This is a genomic window from Rhodococcus sp. NPDC057135 (assembly GCF_042670865.1).
Classification (GTDB): domain Bacteria; phylum Actinomycetota; class Actinomycetes; order Mycobacteriales; family Mycobacteriaceae; genus Rhodococcus_F.
Genome location: NZ_JBHUUU010000005.1, coordinates 405,708 through 424,034, shown reverse-complemented (window position 1 = coordinate 424,034; position 18,327 = coordinate 405,708). Strand labels below are relative to the sequence as shown.

Genomic DNA, 18,327 nt, shown 5'->3' with positions numbered 1-18,327 from the left:
TGCACCCCCGCGCCCGCGGGGCCCCCGGGGGCCCGGCTCCCGCCGTCCGACCCCGGGGGGGCCCCACACCTCCCCAAAACCTCTCGGGCCCCCCCCGGCGTGGGGGCGGCCCCCACTTTTCGAATTTCGTAGGCTTGCTATTTCTTACCCGTGACCGCGCTGTAGCCGATCGAGAGCACGGCCGCTGCGGCGATGCTGATGATCCACCGGATCCAGTCGATTCCACCCGTATCGCCCTTGTCCGAGATCGCTCCCCAGACCCAGTACCCGATAAGCGCTCCGGCGACACCGAGGACGACGGTGATGATCATGCCGTACTGCTGCTTACCTGGCAGTACGAGACGAGCCAGGATTCCGATGACTGCGCCGAAAATGATGGTTCCGATAATTTGCCCCATGACAGCCCCTCTCACACGTCGTGCATGCACGCGGACGGAAGATCACCGCTCAGGAAACAATAACCACAGTCACACACAACTGTCGCTTGTTGACTGAATTGTTGTCCGAGATGCAACCTGGACGTGTTACACGCAGGACATTCGCGAGTTATTCTTTCGCAATCAAGCAGACTTAGCGTTCTCGTCCATGGCCACTTCCGTAAAACTGCCGAACAGCGAGCTCGCGCGGCTCGCCAACAAATCACCCTGGTACCGATCCCTGTTCGTGCAACTGATCGCCGCTATCGTCATCGGTGTCCTCATCGGCTGGTTGTGGCCGGAATTCGGCGCGAATCTCAAGCCCCTTGCCGACGGGTTCATCAAGCTGATCAAAATGCTGATCGCTCCGATCATCTTCTGCACCGTCGTGATCGGGATCGCCCACGTCGGTGATCTGAAAGCGGTGGGGCGCATCGGAGTCAAGGCGCTCATCTACTTCGAGGTCGTGACCACCTTCGCGCTGCTGTTCGGGCTGCTCATCGGCAACCTGATGAAACCAGGTGCGGGATTCAACATCGATCCGGAGACACTGGCGAACGGTGCGGACGCCGTCGCCGCCAAGACTGGAAGTGGCGAACTCCCCCACACGGTCGAGTTCCTGCTCAATATCATTCCGGTGTCGATAGTTTCAGCCTTCGCCGAGAACGCACTCCTCCAAGTCCTCTTCTTCGCAGTACTGTTCGGACTCGCCTTGGCCAAGGCAGGCGAGAGCGGCCCACCGATCGTGTTCGAACTCGTCGATCGTCTGAGCCATCTGTTCTTCACGATCATCGGCTGGATCATGAGACTGGCGCCGTTGGGCGCTTTGGGCGCGATGGCGTTCATCGTCGGCCAGTACGGGATCGCTTCGCTCGGAAGTTACGGAAAGCTTATCGCCGCATGCTATCTCGCGGCCGTCCTGTTCATCCTCATCCTGGCCGCGATAGTCAGGTATTTCGCGGGCGTGAACCTGTGGAAGTTCGTCAAGTACATCAAGGACGAACTCTTCCTCGCATTGGGAACGGCGTCGACCGAAGTAGTTCTGCCCCGAATCATGGTCAAGCTCACCAACGCCGGATGCTCGCGAACGACAACAGGATTGGTGGTACCAACCGGGTACTCGTTCAATCTCGACGGCGCAACGCTGTACCTGTCGATCTGCATGCTGTTTCTGGCTCAGGCACTCGGCGTGGACCTGACGCTCGGTGAACAGATCACTGCCGTCCTGGTACTGATGCTCACATCCAAGGGAATGGCCGGAGTACCGGGATCGTCATTCCTGGCGCTGTCCGCCACTGTGGCCGCAATCGGTCACGGCGCAATTCCGGTCGCCGCAGTCGCCCTCCTACTGGGCGCCGATCGAATCATGGATTCGATGCGGGTGTCGGTGAACCTGCTCGGGAACTGTGTCGCAACCTTCGTGGTCGCCAATTGGGAGGGTCAGCTCGACAAGGAGCGCATGCGCCGAGTGCTCGACGGAGAAGACGTTCCACCGTTCGAGGAAGTCGATCCGATCACCGGGAGAACTGTTCCGGCACCCGAAACCGAGGGCGCCGTGCCCCGGTGAGGAGATGGTGACCACCGGCTGCACGTCGGAATCGGTGCTGAAGGTTCGCGGGGACGTACTTCACCGGAATACTGAGACCAGCACGCCCGAACGCAAATATTTGCAGGGGGTGGCGAGCTTGCTGACTAAGGACTGGTGAATTCACAGATATTCCACGTGTGCTGGGCTAACTCGGCACCAGGGAAAGCATCCTCCACTATCTCGATATTGCTACGCGGTTGCCATTGTTCAGATACGGAGATCAGCGAACTGCCAGCATTATGTTTGCCGAAGATAGAAGGACTAAAGTCCACTGTTCAGCCGACAAACAAACTGAAGTGAGCAAAGAATCAAAAATTGCGGAAACCATTCTTCCGAACACAGAAATGCGCATCTAGCTGCACTTATGTCCAAGCCTCGACGGAGTGGGCATTTGCAAAAATGACCGAAATCTCACCACTGCAAATTGCCGAAACGGACACCCATTGCTATCGTAACCTTTGCGAAGGACTGGACTAATTGCCCAGCAAAGGAGCCAAGTGACCGAGTCCATGCAAGAAATTGAACACTTGTCCACTAATCGACTCTCCGTGGTTGTTCCAGTATTCAACGAAGAAAACTCCCTTTCGAACTGCATCGAGCGCTTACTGATCCAGTCCGAAATCGATGAGATTCTGGTCGTCGACAACAACTCGACGGACGGCACCGCATCGATCATTCACAAGTTCGCCGAGAAGCACGACCGAGTGAGATATGTCTTCGAGGCGCGGCAAGGCGTCGTTCATGCGCGGAACGCCGGCTTCGACGCCTCGACCGGCAACATCATCGGTCGGATCGACGCAGACACGCGGGTCCAACCGGGATGGGCCCGTGCGGTCAAAGGTTTCTTCCAGCGCAGCACTGCGCATTCAGCGGTCGCCGGACTCACCTATCTCTTCGAATCGCCGTTTGCTCGAATCCACCGTTTCGCACTGGACCGTCAGGTCAAGCAGGGAAAGTTCGATTGCGAACGTCAAGTACTTGCTTTCGCCGGAGCAAACATGGCGATCAGGAAAAACGCATGGCTGACCGTTCGCGAGCAAGTCAGTGACCGGTCGGACATCCACGAAGATATCGACCTTTCACTGTGCCTTCGGGAGGAGGGGATGACAATCGGTCAGATCGCGGATATGCGAGCGGAAACGTCCGGCCGACGCGGCGAAACCCCTCCGCTGGAGTACTTGAAGTACAACCAGGCATCCGAATCGGTTCTGCACCTTCACAACATCATGAATTGGCGCCTCAAACTGAATATCTGGGGCGACTCGATGCTTCACGCACTGGCGTGGCCCGTCTACCGCCTCTACAACTTCGAGCAGGAGCGCTTGGAATTCAGACGATTGTTCGCCAAGCCGCGAGGTCGAATCATGCCGGTTCACCAGTAGCCCATCAACTTTCGCCACTCATCACAGATTCGAAGTGATAGCGCAGCAGACAGTCTCGCAGCTGATCCGCACGATCGTCTGCCGTGTCTTCAATGAGGTGCACCGACACGCGGTCGGCATCGATGACCGTCCGGCCGCGAAGGCCAGTTCGGCCAAATCTGCGTCGACCACCCGCCTTGTTGCATCACGAATCAGCGGAACATTGAACACCTTTCCGACGGCAGTGAGTGGAAGCTCGTCGATTTCATGAATGAACACCGGAGCTGCCGCCGGTTCAGGCTCGGGTCTCGAGTCCAGGCGAGCAGGCAGTCGGTGTCTCGTGGGGTGTCACCTCTCAGCACGATGTAGGCGACCGGAACCTTCCCGGAATGTGCGGGGTAGCCCCACCGCCACCGCCTCGCCGTCCCGGAGCTGCACGAGGACCTCCTCGACGGTTCGCGGGTCGATATTGTGCCCGTCCCGGATGATTGAAGTCTTTCGCCCACCCGACGAGGCTCACGAATCCTTGACCGTCGACAGATCCTCGATCACCAGTCACGAACCAGCCGTCGAATCCGATCCCGAGGAATCCAGCCCGACGCTCTGCGAATGGCGTATAAGTATCCAGGAAAGACGCACGGCCCCTTGATCGCGAGAATGCCTTCCTGCCGGCCGGGCAGTCACGAATCGGTACACCTCCCGCGTCCACGTCAACAGCCTTGACGTTCTAAGTACGGCAGGCGGAGACCGGTGGTGCCGGGAACCCCACCACCCAATATTTCCAGCACACTCGCGCACGCGGCTTTGGTCAGTCCGCCCCTCGATCATCGGGACGCCGGTGTTCGACTTGAAATCCAGACATACTCGCTCCGGCAAGGGTGCTGCGCCGACAATCCCGCATTTCAGCGAAGAGATGTCGGCTCCGGTTGGATCCTCGGGGACGAGAAATGGTGGGAACGCGGGAGAACAACGACACTTCGAGATGCTCGACGATCCGCCAGAGATCTGCGGCCGGCCGATCGGTCTCGATAGGCGAGCGGACCAATATCCACGATCGTGATACCCCTGTGGCGCTGAGCCAACCGGTAACGTGGACGGGTTGACATGAATAGCGGAAGGCCGCTCAGCACAACAGCATTGACGAATACTATGCGCTGCGCGAGCGACCATGCCACTTAGACTTCGTTCACCTGCGTGTGAGCGGCAACTTTGGAGCACCCGTCGTTCGTCCAGTCTGGAAGTCCACTGCCAGTCGTTGAGAGACCGGTATTCTACCTTCGAATTCCAGATTCGGACCTGATTGGTCGGCACACAACAGATCGAAGTCGCCGGTTGCAGTCTCGGCCACGGACTGGGGCGAACCTCTGACAACTTGAAACATCCGCAAAGTCGTTACAGCGGTGTCGATGTCGCGCTCCTTGTGTCAGAGCAACAGATCAACGCCAGGGGAAGGTGCAAGCAATATCTCAGCCTCTGTCAGTGTGAAGATGTCGAATTGTCAACTTGCGGAAACTGTGGGCAGTGTTGGATTCGGCAACGGACTGAGTTTTTGTGCCACAACCGAAGTGTGGGCACTGCAGCGGAATAGAAGTTCCGAAGTAGATTCGGGTCTGTATCGACCTGACACTCGGTGAACAGATCGCTGCCGTCCTGGTAGAGGATGGCTGAAATACCGGGATCTGCGTTCCTCGTACTGCCCGCCACCGTGGCCGCAATCGTTCACGAGGCAATTCTGGTCGCCTCAGTCGCTCTTTCACTGGGCGCAGATCGAATCATGGACTCGATGCCGGTGTCGGTGAACAACTCGGGCGTCTTATCGCAACCTTGGTGGCCGCCAATTGGGAGAGACAGTCGACATGGACCAAAGCGCCGAGTGCTCGACAGTGAAGACGTTTCACAGCTCGATGCAGTCGATCCGCGGGGGGAAGATCGTTCGGCATGGTTCGGTCTGAATCTCGCGGCAACCCGCATCGAGGCCATACAGTCGCGCAGTCCGTCTCATAAGGGTATCCACCAGAGTATCGAATGCGTGAGATACGGCATGATTTCAGGTGTTCGAAAAACACATGTGTTGAACAGATTTCTGGCTACCTGCAATTGCACAGCGCAAATCTCAACAAAAAGGACAAATCATACATCTACAGTTTTGCAGCGGCTGGCGAGATTGCAACTCTCCGAGCGTTACGATTTTGAACGTGAAAAATTGATTGATACCGTCATTTCGTGGAGATTCGCCCAGCACGCACACCTCAGGAATGCTTGTGACGCCCTCAACGCAAGAGACTGGGAACCGATTCCGAAATCGACTGTCGGTGGTTGTGCCCGTCTTCAACGAAGAGGCAGGCATCACTGACTGCATCGAGCGTCTGCTCGCACAAGGTGACAGTATCGACGAGATTTTGATAGTCGACAACAACTCGACCGACCAAACTGCCTCTATAATAAAACGATACGCAGGGTCACACGAAAAAGTTCGATATATCTTCGAGTCACGCCAAGGTGTTGTCCATGCCCGAAATGCGGGTTTTGACGCGTCTACTTGTGAACTTGTCGGCCGAATCGACGCCGACACCCGGGTCCAGAGCGGATGGGCGCCCGCCATTTCCGAATTCCTCGGCCCCAACTCCACCCACTGCGCGGTTGCGGGCGTTACATACCTCTTCGAATCCCCTTTCTCGCACATCCATCGGTTCGTACTTGACCGACAAATTCGACGCGGAAAGTTCAATCGTGATCGCCGAGTGCTGGCAGCCACCGGAGCGAACATGGCTGTCAAGCGATCGGCGTGGCTAGAGGTACGGAAGAACCTGAGCGAGCGCACTGATATTCACGAAGACATGGATCTCTCGATATGCCTTCAGAAGATCGGTTGGACAATCGGACAATGTGACTCCATGCGCGTTGAAACATCGGGGCGTCGGGGAGAAACACATCCCCTCGAGTATTTGAAATACAACCGAGCTTCTGAATCGGTTCTTCGCCTCCACAACATCATGAATTGGCGCTTTCGGCTCCTGATCTGGATGGACACGGTGGTTCACGCCTTGGCATGGCCGATATACCGTGCGTACAACTTCGAGCAAGAGCGTTTCGAGTTCAGACGCTTGTTCAGCAAGTCGCAAGGTCGAATCATGCCGGTTCACCAGTAGCCAATATTACTTCACTACTCACAACAGGCTTCGAAGTGGTAGTGCAGGGAGAAGCCCTCTTAACTGATCCGCACGATAGTCCGCGCGTCCTCTACGAGGTACATCGAACCCATTGCCCTCGACGACCGTTCAGCCACAATGGCCACGTTCGACCGGCTCCGCGTCCACCACCTGTAGTACGGCATTGTCAGCAGATACCTGAGCACTGTTCCGACCGCAGTTGGCGGTTTTGTATCGCCTACATCTGCCGGAGGTGCGTGCAATTGAGATGAAGTAGATCGCGCTGCGGCCGTGGTTCACGCCAGCATTTCGCGCTCTTGCCGGAATGCGGCACATCAGAGGTACATGCGCCAATCTATTCAGGTTTGCTCATATGGCGTCGAGTCGGACGTGAGCTGACCGTCGAGTACCGGGAGCTTATCCAGAATCTGTTGACGGACATGCACCCACCGGATCTCACGACAGTTTCAACGCCGTGATCCGATCTTCACTGGAGCGCAACAGCACCTTGCCCCCCGCCCATAGCTCGCGCGGCATCGCCCAGGGGGTGAACTCGTCGTCCCCGTCCTGGTCGACGTGGACCTCCCAACTCCGTTGACCCGTCATGACATCCGTTCCGTAAACATTGCCCTCGTCGATGACGATATCCCCGTGCCAGATAATCTCTCCGGCGCGCTCGGCATTCGATCGCCACAGGACCTCACCGGTGAGCAGGTCCACGAACTGGACCTCGGGCTCGGAACCGGAGCGGGTCACGGCGACCACGTTGCCGATCACCGCCAACGACTGCGCGGTGCCGAACACCTCGCTGTTGGTCCACAGCTTCTCGCCGGACTTCCGGTCGAAACCGCTGTCTCCCAGAATGATCGGAGTCGATCCTCCGGCGGGATCATCTCGGCTGTATCGACCGCCGAAATACGATGACTCCGAGGGGAGTTCGTTCGACTTGGCGAACTCGCGCCCGTACTGATCGAGTGCGTATTCACTTGTCGGACGGCCGTTGCCTTCGCAACCGCCGTCCGACACCAAGGTCACGCCGTCAGACGATGTGTGCGCGGTCGAGCAGGTGGAGTAACCGTGCACCCACCGCTGTTCGCCGGTCTTCAGGTCGAATCCCAAGGACTCGTCGAGAGCGATCACACCCAGGTCGCCGTGAACCGACATCACCGGATCGACGTATCCGGCTTCCCACGATCCACCGACGTCGAACGCTTTGGACCAGTTCGCTTCCGGATCGTCGACGGTTCCGCTGTGCACGCGAACGTCGTTGCTCTCGATATCACCTTCGAGCGCGAGGACGGTGTCGCCCGAGACAACCGCGATGATCGGCGACCACGGCGTCTTGATGTCTCGACGCTCTCCTGTCTCGATATCGAAAAGTGAGTACGAACCACCGGATGCGTACGGCCCGGAGAAACAGAGCACCGAGTTGCCGAGCAGAGTCTCGGAGCAACCACCTATATCGACCGCCGACGTGCGCCAGCGGACTGTGCCGTCCTCGGCGTCCAGTCCGACCAATTCCGCGTCGTCCAACGAATACGCCTGACGGTCCGGCATACCGATCATCGTGACCACAAGTGATCCGGCGTCGATGAATCCGCCCATCTCCATGTTGAATTCGGTTCCAACGAGTGGGCTCCGAAAGATCGCGAATTCGCGCCCGAGAATCTCGGAGGCCTCGACGCTCCACAACGGCGACGAGGCCGCTGTCGGTTCGGAATTCGTCGACGTGACCACTGTAGCGACGGCGGCAGTGACGGTAACTACGGCAGCGGCGGCCGCGATCCGAAGGCGGGCTTTCGGGGAGTACCTGTTGGTCATCGAATCTCCAGCCCGTCGGTCGTCGCGAGAAACTCCAACTGCTCGAACGTCATCGGCACGTTCGGTGCCTCCGCCGACGAGCTCACCGTTACTCGCGTCCCACCGGGATGGGTAACGACTACCGATCTGTGGACCTTCTCCCCCCGACTCTCATCACGTTCGATTACGGATCCATCTTCAGTGGTCTCCATCGAGAGCGGGTGTCCGTCGTACGAAGGGTCGTACTTGTTCGGAGGTGCGGGAAGCGGTTGTCCGCTGGTGATCGAGATACTCAGACGCGACTCGTTGCTGCCCGATCGTGCAACAAGATCCTGGCACGTGGTGGTGTTGTCGTATTCGGCCAGCACCAGATCACCCAGCTGGCTGCCGAGGTCAGGCGCTCCTGGAGGTGCTGCGCGCCAACCCGATCGGAGCGCGTCACCGAGCGCGTCTACGATTCCTCGATCCAGTTCCCGCCCAGATGACTCGTCCGTCCAACCACCACAATCAGTCTGAAGCGGTGCAGTGCCCGGCGGAGCAGTCGCCGTGATTCGTAGTTGCGGCAGGCTGACCAGAGAAACCAGCTCGTCGATGGTCAGTGGAAGCGCGCCACTTGCCTGAACCTCGGCGCCGACCCGGTCGGCAGTGTCGTCGGTATAGGCGTGAACTCGTGTGCCATCGATCCCGTAAAGGAACGCCGAACGAGAAAGAGTGCGTTGTCCGTTGGTTTCACTCCATGTGTCTTGCACGTCTATCACTGAACGATCCGGAAGGAAGCGGCGTTCGACGAGAGAGCCTGCAACGCAGGGAGGAATCGGAGCCGTACTGCTGTTGACCGAAACCGTCAACCCACCACTGACTTCGCCGCGAAGTAGCGTCGCCGACGCATCAGTGGAAGCTAGATCCTCGATCGCCCATCCCTCGGGCAGATCGTCCGAACTCGACGGTGCCGAGATCGGACCGAACTGTAGTGATCGACTCGGGCTTGCAAACTTGATCTCGACGCCGTCCGGAATCGCGTCGGCGACCGCCGCCGACATCGATGCAGCCTTAGCGCCGGAGAACCACGGAAAACGTGGGTCGTCGTACGCGTCGTCGCCGCCTGTCGACGTGAAGATCGAGATTCCGTGTTCGTCGTCCGGCGCTTCGACGCTCTCACATCCCGGAATGGTGGTCGGGTACACCGCTGTCGGCGTGACATACGAAAATTCAGGTGCGTCTTCGGCGAACCCGCCGTCCGGCGTAGACGTCATGCTGACAGACGTCGATGCAGCTACCGAGATGTTGTCGGACTCCGAGCCACTCCACCGATCCACGAACCCGGCAACCACTGTGCCGCCGGCGATCAGGGAGACGACCGTCAACGCGAAGGTCCACTTCTCCGCACGCTTCGAATCGGTTTGCTCGTTCGGCACGAGTCCTCGCAGTCATCGTCACGGCTCGCCCCCGGTGCGCGTCGCCTCTGGAAGTCCTGTCGCGATCACAGCAATTTCTGTTACCAACCGGATGGTTTCCTATGGTGTCAGCGCCATACAGACACAAAAGAACGGGGTGCCAGTTGCTCTGCAACCGGCGCCCCGTTCGTTTCACGATCTGAGTGCTTACACCCGGACAGGCACCTGATTCGGGTCTGGATCGGAGTCCGGATCCTGCTCGATCGGGATCCGCCGAATCGCTTCACCTTCGATGTCGACGTTCGGCAGGATCTTGTCGAGCCACGCGGGCAACTTCCACGCCGAATCACCGAGAATCGACATGACCGCAGGGATCACGATCATGCGAATGATGAAGGCGTCGAAGAAGACTGCCGCCGCCAGACCGAAGCCCATCATCTTGCTTGTCGTCTCCGAGGACAGCATAAATGCGCCGAACACGGAGATCATGATGATGGCCGCCGACGCGACCACGCGAGCACCATGGGTGTAGCCGGAGATGATGGCGTCCTTGGCCGACAACCCGTGCACGTATTCCTCGCGCATTCTCGTCACGAGGAACACTTGATAGTCCATCGCCAACCCGAACACCACGCCGATCATGAAGATCGGTAGGAACGAGATGATCGGTTGAGTGTGCTCGATCAGCCCGAAGTCGCCTTCTTGGAAAATGGCCACGGTGGCGCCGAAGGTCGCACAGACGGAGAACAGGAATCCGAGAGTTGCGGTCAGCGGCACCAGGATCGAGCGGAAGACGACCATCATGATGATGAACGCCAGCCCGACCACCACGATCAGATAAGGGATGAGCGCGGAACTGAGCTTCGACGACATGTCGGCAACGATCGCGGTTTGACCCGCTACACCGAGTTCAGCTCCCTCCGACTTCACCGTCGATCCGTAGTCGCGGATCTGATTCATCAGTTCGTGGGTTTCGGGTCCACTCGGTGACATCTGCGGGGTGACGGCGATCAGGGCAGAGTTGGCGCCCGCCATCGGGTTTGCCGCGTCCGGTCCGTTTCCGACCCACATCAGCTGATCCGGCGTTGCGACATTGTCGAGGCCCTTGATGTGCGCGACAGTGCCTTCGGCAATCGCGGTGATGTCGGTACCGTCGGGTGCATCGAGCACGACGAACAACTCACCGTTGACGCCTTCACCGAACCCTCGTTGCAGTAGGGCCAGCGCCGGTCGCTCTTCGTCCTGAGTGAAGGAGAGTCCGAGTTCGAGCTTGGTCATCGGAATAGCCGCGATCACCAGGAGAACCAGAGCAGCACCAGCGATCGGCCACGGGTATTTGGTGACTATCTTGGCCCAGCGATGACCGTTGGATTCCATCGTCTCGGGCTCGTCACCGTGGCGAAGCCCGGGGATACGAGGCGAGAACGCGAATCGGCCGAAGATACCCAGGACAGCCGGGATCAACGTGATTGCGCCGAGGACGGCGATGATGACGGCAACCGCTGCAGAGATTCCCATCTGGGTGATCATCGGAACCCCGACTACCGCCAGGGCTGCCAGCGCGACCACAACCGTCAGGCCGGCGAAGACGACGGACGAACCGGCAGTACCCACTGCGCGCCCGGCAGCGGCTTCCCTCGTTCCGCCCAAATTGAGCTCACTGCGGTAACGCGAAACGATGAACAACGCGTAGTCGATCGAGACTGCGATGCCGATCATCGTGACGATTCCCGTGACGCCTTCGTTGATGTCGAAGAAGCCCGAACCGAGTGTGACCGTCAGAGTGGCCAGCGCAATTCCCAGAATTGCGGTGAACAACGGAATGAAGGCCGCAATGAGCGCGCCGAACGCCACGATCATCACGATGAACGCCACCGCGAAGCCGAGCATCTCCGACAGACCACCTGCGGCCTGTACCTGCATCATCGAACCGGTGCCTTCGACTTGCAGGCCACCGGTGCGGAATTTTGCCATCAAGTCGAGGAACGCCGTCTTGTTGGCCTGTGTCTGATCCTCGATGCGAATCGACTGATTGAGCTGGATCAGCCCGACCTTGCCGTTGTCGCCGAGAACGGCCGACGCTACCGCCGGATTTGCCTCCGCGAGGGTCACCGGATTGACGATTTTCTCGGGATCGACGATGTCCGGCAACGTCTTCGCCTGCGCGATCAACTGGTCGATCTGATCGCTGTGTGCGGCAAGTCCGTCGTCTGCCGCGATGAGAATGCTGGTCGACGCCTGAGTTTGTTGCTCTGCTGCCGCTGCAAAGTTCTCGTTCATCAACTCGGTCGCACGTTGGGAATCAGTGCCCGGAAGATTGAATTCTTTGGAGAACGTCGGATTTGTGGCGCTGATTGCGCCCCCCACCACCGCGATCACGATAATCCACGCGGCCACCACAAGATACTTGTGGCGGAAAGCAAACTTCCCCAACCTGTAAAGATACGTAGCCAACGTAGGCCTCTCTCGCCGTGGACTGGTCTGTCCGAAGAACACGGAGTCTTTCGGTGCCAGGGACATACGGTACGGACCGATCGGCCTGTTGGCACCCGGTATATCTGCGAAAACGGCATATCCGACACGCCTTCGTCTCATTTTCAGACCGCTCGGTACCGTGGACACGACACGGGCAGGCGCCTCACCAGAGCAGACGCCACGTAGTACGAAAGGCAATCCAATGAATCACGGCCAGGCCGTCGATCGCGATCTCCTCCTTGCCGGCCAACAGCGACTCGACGCGCTGGGCCCACGATTGACGGGATCTCCTGCACACCACGAGGTGGTGGAAGAAGTCGCGAACGAACTGACCGAACTGGGCCTCGATGTCCGGCGTGATTCACACACTTTCGAACGCTGGGATCTGCCGGCGACACCTGACGGACTTCGCATCGAATTGCCGACAGGACCGATCAGAGTTTCTTCCGCATTCCCCTACTCCGGACTGACCGGGCCACAGGGAATCTCCGCTCCCCTGGTCTACGTCAGCGCGCGACGCCCCAAGTGGTCGGCGGCCAAGGGCGCGATCGCAGTGATCGAGGTCCCGCACATCGATCTCCCCCGCAAGCTACTGGTCAGCGAGTGGGGCCCGATCGCCACCGACGAGACACTTCGAAATCCGGTTCTTTCAGCAACACTTCTGGGCCCGAAGCTCGACAAGGCCCGCAAGGCCGGTGTTCTCGGCGTGATCGCGGTGTGGCGTGACATCGCTCCGGACAACGCACTGGGACAATATCTTCCGTTCACGCAGCCATATCACGACATCCCCGCCGTCTGGGTGGCCGGCGACGAGGGCGCGAAGGTTGTCGCTGCAGCTCGTTCCGGTCAGCTGGCGACTCTGGTACTGGATGCGACGCTGCATCCGGACACCCGGACTGACACGGTGTGGGCGGTGTCCCCCGGAACCTCACCCGAAGAGACGATTCTGCTCATCACTCACAGCGACGGAACCAACGGCGTCGAGGAGAACGGCCATCTGGGAATGTTGGCGTTGGCGCGGCACGCCGTGGCGCAGCCGCACCGACGGTCGTACGTTTTTGTCCTGACGACTGGCCACCTTCGTATTCCAGCGGTGTCCAAGCACGGACAGGCAACGTCCACCTGGCTCGAAGCGCACCCCGAGATGTGGAAGGGCGAAGCCGGTCAGGCGCGCGCCGTAGCGGGGATCGCCATCGAGCACCTCGGCGCACTGGGTGATACCGAGGACAACTCGACCGGCAGCTATGCCTTGGAGACCACTCCGGAACCGGAACTGCTCTACGCGACGAGTCGGGAAGTACACGACATCGTTGCACCGCTGTGGCGCGACATCGGAGCGGGCGATCGCCGAATCGTGGCGCCAGGACCGGTCATTCATTTCGGTGAGGGCGAACCACTGTTCGAGCGGAAGATCCCGGCAGTCGCCTTGGTGACGGCGCCGCAGTACCTGCTCGCTCTGCGCGAAGCCGACGCCGTCACGCACGTCGACCTGGACGCGATGATCAAGCAGATCGAAAGCTTCCGGGATCTACTCGACGCATTCGATGCGACCGACACCGCATCTTTCGGTCCGGTGGTCTCGCGCTCGGTGTTCGCGAAGTTCTCGGCACTACTTCAGTTGATGCAGATTTTGTCGAAAGCCAAGAAATAGTGCTGTGCGCCTTTATTAACCGCCCGCGGTTAATAAAGGCGCACAGCAGTTGTCCTACTTGTCGTGAATGATCACGCCACGGATGTTCTTGCCGTCACGCAGATCCTGGTAGCCCTGGTTGACGTCTTCGAGGCTGTAGGTGTTGGTGATCAGTTCGTCGAGCTTGAGCTGACCGGCATCGTAGAGACGCAGCAGTCGGACGATGTCGTACTGCGGGTTCATCGAACCGAACAGCGTGCCCTTGATCGTCTTCTGATTCAGGGTCAGGTCGGTACCCGACACGTGAACGGTCAGCTTGGCCGGATCGGCGAGACCCGTGATCACCACGGTGCCACCCTTACCGATCACTGCCGTCGCTGCACTGACGACGTCCTCGTCGACGGTGCCGACAAGGATGAGCGCAGCGTCGGCGCCCTGTCCCCAGGTCAGCTCGTTTACCTTGGCAGCCGCACTCTCGGCATCTGCAAAGGCATGCGTGGCACCGAATTTCAGTGCGGTATCACGCTTGAGAGCAACCGGATCGACCACCACGACGTACTTGCAACCAGCCGAAACAGCGCCCTGGACCGCGTTGATGCCGAGACCACCGATGCCGTAGATCACCGCGGTGTCACCGGCGCGAAGGTTACCGGCGTTGACGGCGGTTCCCCAGCCCGACGGCACACCGCAACCGACGACCACTGCGGTCTCCAACGGAAGCCAGTCGTCGATCTTGACAACCGAGTGCTGCGAGATGGTGGCCCGCTCGGAAAACGTTCCGAGCATGCACATTCCGCCGAAGTCCAGACCGTTGCCATGGAAACGGAAGGACCCGTCGGGCATGGAACCTTCGAGGATGGTGGCGCCCATGTCACACAGGTTCTGGCGACCGGTCGAGCAGTAGCGACAGGTGCCGCAGTTGGGAATGAAGCTACACACGACATGGTCGCCCGGCTTGACCTTCGTGACGCCAGGACCGACCTCTTCGATGATGCCCGAGCCTTCGTGTCCGCCGACGATTGGATAACGCGGCGGGAGATCACCGTCGGTCAGGTGCAGATCCGAATGGCACAGGCCGGCAGCGGTGTACTTGATCAGTACCTCACCCACACCCGGGCCGTCGAGGTCGAGTTCCATGATCTCGAAAGGCTTTCCGGGCTCGAGCAGTACAGCAGCTTTGGTCTTCACTGGTGATCTCCTTGATTGTCGGACGAGAGAATGAACGATGGGGTCGGTCAGAGGGCGATGTTGACGGCCTTGGTCTGGGTGTAGAGATCGATGGCCGAAGCGCCGAGCTCGCGGCCCCAGCCGGACTGCTTGTATCCGCCGAAGGGCATCGCGGTGTCGAAGCCGTTGTACTGGTTGATCCACACCGAGCCGGCCTTCAGACGCTTTGCCGTGCGGTGGGCCTTGGAGATGTCCCGGGTCCAGATGCCCGCAGCGAGGCCGTAGATGGAATCGTTTGCGGCAGTGATCGGTCCGTCGTCCGCGTTGAACGGCAACGCCGCCACGACCGGTCCGAAAATCTCCTCCTGGACGATGGAGAATTCAGGCTTGACGTCGACGAAGACTGTGGGCTCGACGAAGTAGCCTTGATCGCCCCAGCGGTTACCGCCCGTCAGTGCGCGTGCGCCGTCGGCGATTCCCTCACGGAGGTAGCCGGTGACCTTGTCGAACTGCTCCTGCGAGACCAGCGGTCCGAGCTGGGTGGTGGGGTCGAGGCCGGGCCCGATCTTGACCTGGCTCGCAGCGTGCGCCACTGCCTCGGTGAACTTCTCGAAGATGGTGTCCTCGACGTACAGGCGAGTGCCCGCAACGCAGCACTGTCCGTGGTTGAACAGCCACGCGTTGAGCGAACCCTCCACCGCGGAATCGAAATCCGCGTCGGCGAACACGATGTTGGGGCTCTTGCCACCGAGCTCGAGCGTGACCTTCTTCAGATTGCCCTTTGCAGCGTCGACGATCTTCTTGCCCACCTCGGTAGAACCGGTGAACGCGACCTTGTCCACGTCGTCGTGCCCGGACAGGGCAGCACCGGCATCGCCGAATCCGGGAACGATGTTCACGACGCCAGGAGGGAAGCCGGCTTCTTCGAATACCTCCGCGAGAAGAAGTGCGGTGAGCGGGGTCTGCTCGGCGGGCTTGAGGATCACGGTATTGCCGGCAGCGAGCGCGGGTGCGAGCTTCCACGACGACATGAGCAGCGGGAAGTTCCACGGGACGATCAGTCCACAGACGCCGATCGCCTCACGCAGTGTGTATGCATGAAACTCGCCGCCCGGAGAGAATGGCATCGACACGTTGACAGTGCTGCCTTCGATCTTGGTGGCCCAGCCTGCGTAATAGCGGAATACGTCTGCGGCCCAAGCCACGTCGACGGCGGTGGCGATGGCAACGGACTTGCCGTTGTCGAGAGCTTCGAGCTGACCGAACTCTTCGGCGCGGGCACTGAGAATGTCGCCGACGCGCCAGATCATCCGCTCGCGCTCGTTTGCCTTCATGCGCGACCAGGGGCCGTCTTCGAAGGCCGTGCGAGCGGCGCGCACTGCGCGGTCGATGTCTTCGACCTGTCCGTGTGCCACGTCTGCGAGCTTCTGTCCGTCAGCCGGGTTGTATGTCGCGAACGTCTGACCCGAAGCGGCGTCGACGAATTCGCCGCCGATGTAGAGCTTCTTCGGTCCGTTCAGGAAACCCTGTACCGCGGAACTGATGGTGTGTTCGGCTACTGCCGTCATCGGAAACTCCCCTGAAGTAGTGAGGTGCGAATGTGATGCACGCCATACTTCCGCGCTTCCGAGGCTGCTAACTGTCCGAACTTTGTACAACTGGAATCGGACAGCGAACTACACAGTGATGTCCAGCGCCCGCATACGTGTGTAGAGAGTGCTTCGGCTGATGCCGAGCTGCGCCGACGCGTGAACCTTGTTGCCGCCGCAGTCTTTCAACGCTCCGATGATCGCCTGACGCTCGGCCTTCTCCCGCCCCGCCAACCGCGACACCTTGGTGGTGGTGCGGTAGTCCTCGGGCAGATCGGCGACGTCGATGCGGTTGCTGGAGCGATCGCCTGAGGCACGATGCAGCACGACACGTAACTCGGCCAGATTGCCCGGCCAACTGGCCGCCGTGAGCGCTTCGGTAGCGCTGGCGGTCAACCTCAGTTCGGGCGAGATCCCTTCCAACATCGCCTGCGCCAACTCGGCGATCTCTGCTTGTCGCTCACGCAGTGGGGCTATGACAACCCTGGAAGCACAACGCGAGACGAGCGATGCGATGGTCGGCGGTAAATCCGCTACCGCGCCGCTGGTCAGCACGATCCGCGGCCCCTCGGCGCTGGCGTCGATCAGGTCGGCAACCAGCGGCAACACCGAATCGGGAAGAAGCTGTACCTGTTCGATCACGACGACGCCCGAACGCTTACGTGCGGCTCGCACAAGATCGGTAACCCATTGCTCACGTCCGTCGAATGCAATCCGCGTGGCATCGAGCCAACTCGCGTCGATGCTGCCGACCACGTCGGATGCTGCCGAGGTTCGGCCCGAACCCGCCTCACCCGAGATCGCCACGGCGGCAGAACCAGCCCGCGCCCGCATCAAGTCTCGGCGCAGTCGTTCACCCGGAGACGGAGCCCGCTCATGAGTTCTACGGATCGGCGCCCGCTCACGCTGGAGTGGTTCGACCAGGAAGAGCGCCCCGCCATCCGCCCCGGAAATCCGGTCGGCCTGAACTCGCGCCAGCGCACCGGACGCCAATTCGACTGTCACCAATCGTGATTGATCCGGGTTGAGGTCGGCGATCAAGGAACGGAGCGACACGTGATCAGCAGTGTCCAGCAGGTCGAGGGCGGTTCGATTGCTCAGCAGGATGTCGTCGCCGATAGCCGCAACGGCAATGTGACGCTGATGCGAAACTCGTTGGAATGCGTCGACCAGTCGCTGCTCCGACGCTTTCGAGCCCTCGAGCAGTCGCTTCTCGATGTCCGCTGCCGCACGCGCAAGGAATGGCGCGAACAGTGGGTTGGCCTGCGAGACAACGCCGGTCATGTCGAGAATTCCCTCGACGCGGCGGGTGACGGGATGCAGGATCGGCTGCCCGTAGCAGCTCAATCCCTTGAGGCTGTCGAGGAAATGCTCGTCACCGTGGATCACCACACTGCGTCCGACCTCGAGCGGCGTACCGAGCGCGTTGGTACCAGCGTGCTCTTCGCCGAAGCGTGAACCGTTGACTACGCCCAACCGCTCGATCGTCCGCTCGACTCGACTGTCGGAGTACACCGAGGCGACCACTCGGCAGTCCCGATCGGCCAGCAGGACGCAGAACCCGGTGCCCGCGATCTGTTGCGAAACCTCGTCGAGCACAGGTGCGGCGGCCCGAAGCAGACGAGATTCGCCGTCCTGTTCCTCGGTGTCCACGGCGATGGCCGACGACGGGTCGAGGCCACTGAGTCGAGAACGCTTCCAGGAGAGCGCGATCTCGGGGCGTACCGGCTCACGCTCCCCTGGGTTCGCGGACATACT

At 60.1% G+C, this 18,327-nt stretch carries 11 protein-coding genes and 1 pseudogene; 5 read left to right on the top strand and 7 right to left on the bottom strand.

The annotated features are described in order from the left end of the window. Nucleotides 1–137: 137 nt before the first annotated feature. Nucleotides 138–398 (bottom strand): GlsB/YeaQ/YmgE family stress response membrane protein, encoded by a 261-nt coding sequence (locus tag ACFT1A_RS12805; protein WP_021334317.1) that lies wholly within the window; start codon nt 396–398, stop codon nt 138–140. Between the two features lie 187 nt (nt 399–585). Here ACFT1A_RS12805 and dctA point away from each other — a divergent pair, with 187 nt between their 5' ends. The 4 genes and pseudogenes from dctA (at nt 586) to ACFT1A_RS12785 (ending at nt 6,514) form a co-directional block, all read left to right on the top strand. Beyond that, nucleotides 586–1,983: a C4-dicarboxylate transporter DctA gene (gene dctA, locus ACFT1A_RS12800; RefSeq protein ID WP_378447259.1), complete on the top strand. Its 1,398-nt coding sequence runs from the start codon at nt 586–588 to the stop codon at nt 1,981–1,983. Between the two features lie 569 nt (nt 1,984–2,552). Next, entirely contained in the window at nt 2,553–3,386 is an 834-nt protein-coding gene (locus ACFT1A_RS12795) for a glycosyltransferase (RefSeq protein WP_378447258.1), read from the top strand. 1,593 nt (nt 3,387–4,979) lie between these two features. Beyond that, nucleotides 4,980–5,216, top strand: a pseudogene (locus ACFT1A_RS12790) (C4-dicarboxylate transporter DctA); the annotation flags it as partial. A gap of 404 nt (nt 5,217–5,620) precedes the next feature. Continuing rightward, nucleotides 5,621–6,514 carry a glycosyltransferase gene (locus tag ACFT1A_RS12785; protein ID WP_378447257.1) on the top strand — a complete coding sequence of 298 codons (894 nt, stop codon included), beginning with the start codon at nt 5,621–5,623 and terminating at the stop codon, nt 6,512–6,514. Between the two features lie 456 nt (nt 6,515–6,970). Here ACFT1A_RS12785 and ACFT1A_RS12780 read toward each other — a convergent pair whose 3' ends face one another. From ACFT1A_RS12780 to ACFT1A_RS12770, 3 genes are all read right to left on the bottom strand, one after another. Next, entirely contained in the window at nt 6,971–8,335 is a 1,365-nt protein-coding gene (locus tag ACFT1A_RS12780) for a PQQ-binding-like beta-propeller repeat protein (protein ID WP_378447256.1), read from the bottom strand. Further along, on the bottom strand, nt 8,332–9,729 hold the full coding sequence (locus tag ACFT1A_RS12775) for a hypothetical protein (RefSeq protein ID WP_378447255.1): 1,398 nt from the start codon (nt 9,727–9,729) through the stop codon (nt 8,332–8,334). Before ACFT1A_RS12775 ends, ACFT1A_RS12780 begins: the two co-directional genes overlap by 4 nt. A gap of 186 nt (nt 9,730–9,915) precedes the next feature. Further along, entirely contained in the window at nt 9,916–12,162 is a 2,247-nt protein-coding gene (locus ACFT1A_RS12770; protein ID WP_047268953.1) for an MMPL family transporter, read from the bottom strand. A 223-nt stretch (nt 12,163–12,385) separates the two neighbouring features. Here ACFT1A_RS12770 and ACFT1A_RS12765 point away from each other — a divergent pair, with 223 nt between their 5' ends. Beyond that, nucleotides 12,386–13,834, top strand: a complete 1,449-nt coding sequence (locus ACFT1A_RS12765) for a hypothetical protein (RefSeq protein WP_378447254.1) — start codon at nt 12,386–12,388, stop codon at nt 13,832–13,834. Nucleotides 13,835–13,888: 54 nt separating this feature from the next. Here the strand turns inward: ACFT1A_RS12765 and ACFT1A_RS12760 are convergent, their stop codons facing one another. The 3 genes from ACFT1A_RS12760 to ACFT1A_RS12750 all read right to left on the bottom strand — a co-directional run bounded on the left by ACFT1A_RS12760 (nt 13,889) and on the right by ACFT1A_RS12750 (nt 18,324). Then, nucleotides 13,889–15,001, bottom strand: a complete 1,113-nt coding sequence (locus tag ACFT1A_RS12760; protein WP_378447253.1) for an NDMA-dependent alcohol dehydrogenase — start codon at nt 14,999–15,001, stop codon at nt 13,889–13,891. A gap of 47 nt (nt 15,002–15,048) precedes the next feature. Then, the gene (locus tag ACFT1A_RS12755; RefSeq protein ID WP_092764664.1) at nt 15,049–16,548 is read right to left on the bottom strand and encodes an aldehyde dehydrogenase family protein; all 1,500 of its coding nucleotides are present in this window, start codon (nt 16,546–16,548) and stop codon (nt 15,049–15,051) included. Between the two features lie 108 nt (nt 16,549–16,656). After that, on the bottom strand, nt 16,657–18,324 hold the full coding sequence (locus ACFT1A_RS12750; RefSeq protein WP_378447252.1) for a sigma-54-dependent Fis family transcriptional regulator: 1,668 nt from the start codon (nt 18,322–18,324) through the stop codon (nt 16,657–16,659). Nucleotides 18,325–18,327 lie beyond the last annotated feature (3 nt).

Bases quoted from the DNA above. Each gene is read 5' to 3' on its own strand.
- ACFT1A_RS12805 (WP_021334317.1), bottom strand. From the start codon at position 398: ATGGGGCAAATTATCGGAACCATCATTTTCGGCGCAGTCATCGGAATC.
- dctA (WP_378447259.1), top strand. From the start codon at position 586: ATGGCCACTTCCGTAAAACTGCCGAACAGCGAGCTCGCGCGGCTCGCC.
- ACFT1A_RS12785 (WP_378447257.1), top strand. From the start codon at position 5,621: ATGCTTGTGACGCCCTCAACGCAAGAGACTGGGAACCGATTCCGAAAT.
- ACFT1A_RS12780 (WP_378447256.1), bottom strand. From the start codon at position 8,335: ATGACCAACAGGTACTCCCCGAAAGCCCGCCTTCGGATCGCGGCCGCC.
- ACFT1A_RS12765 (WP_378447254.1), top strand. From the start codon at position 12,386: ATGAATCACGGCCAGGCCGTCGATCGCGATCTCCTCCTTGCCGGCCAA.
- ACFT1A_RS12755 (WP_092764664.1), bottom strand. From the start codon at position 16,548: ATGACGGCAGTAGCCGAACACACCATCAGTTCCGCGGTACAGGGTTTC.
- ACFT1A_RS12750 (WP_378447252.1), bottom strand. From the start codon at position 18,324: ATGTCCGCGAACCCAGGGGAGCGTGAGCCGGTACGCCCCGAGATCGCG.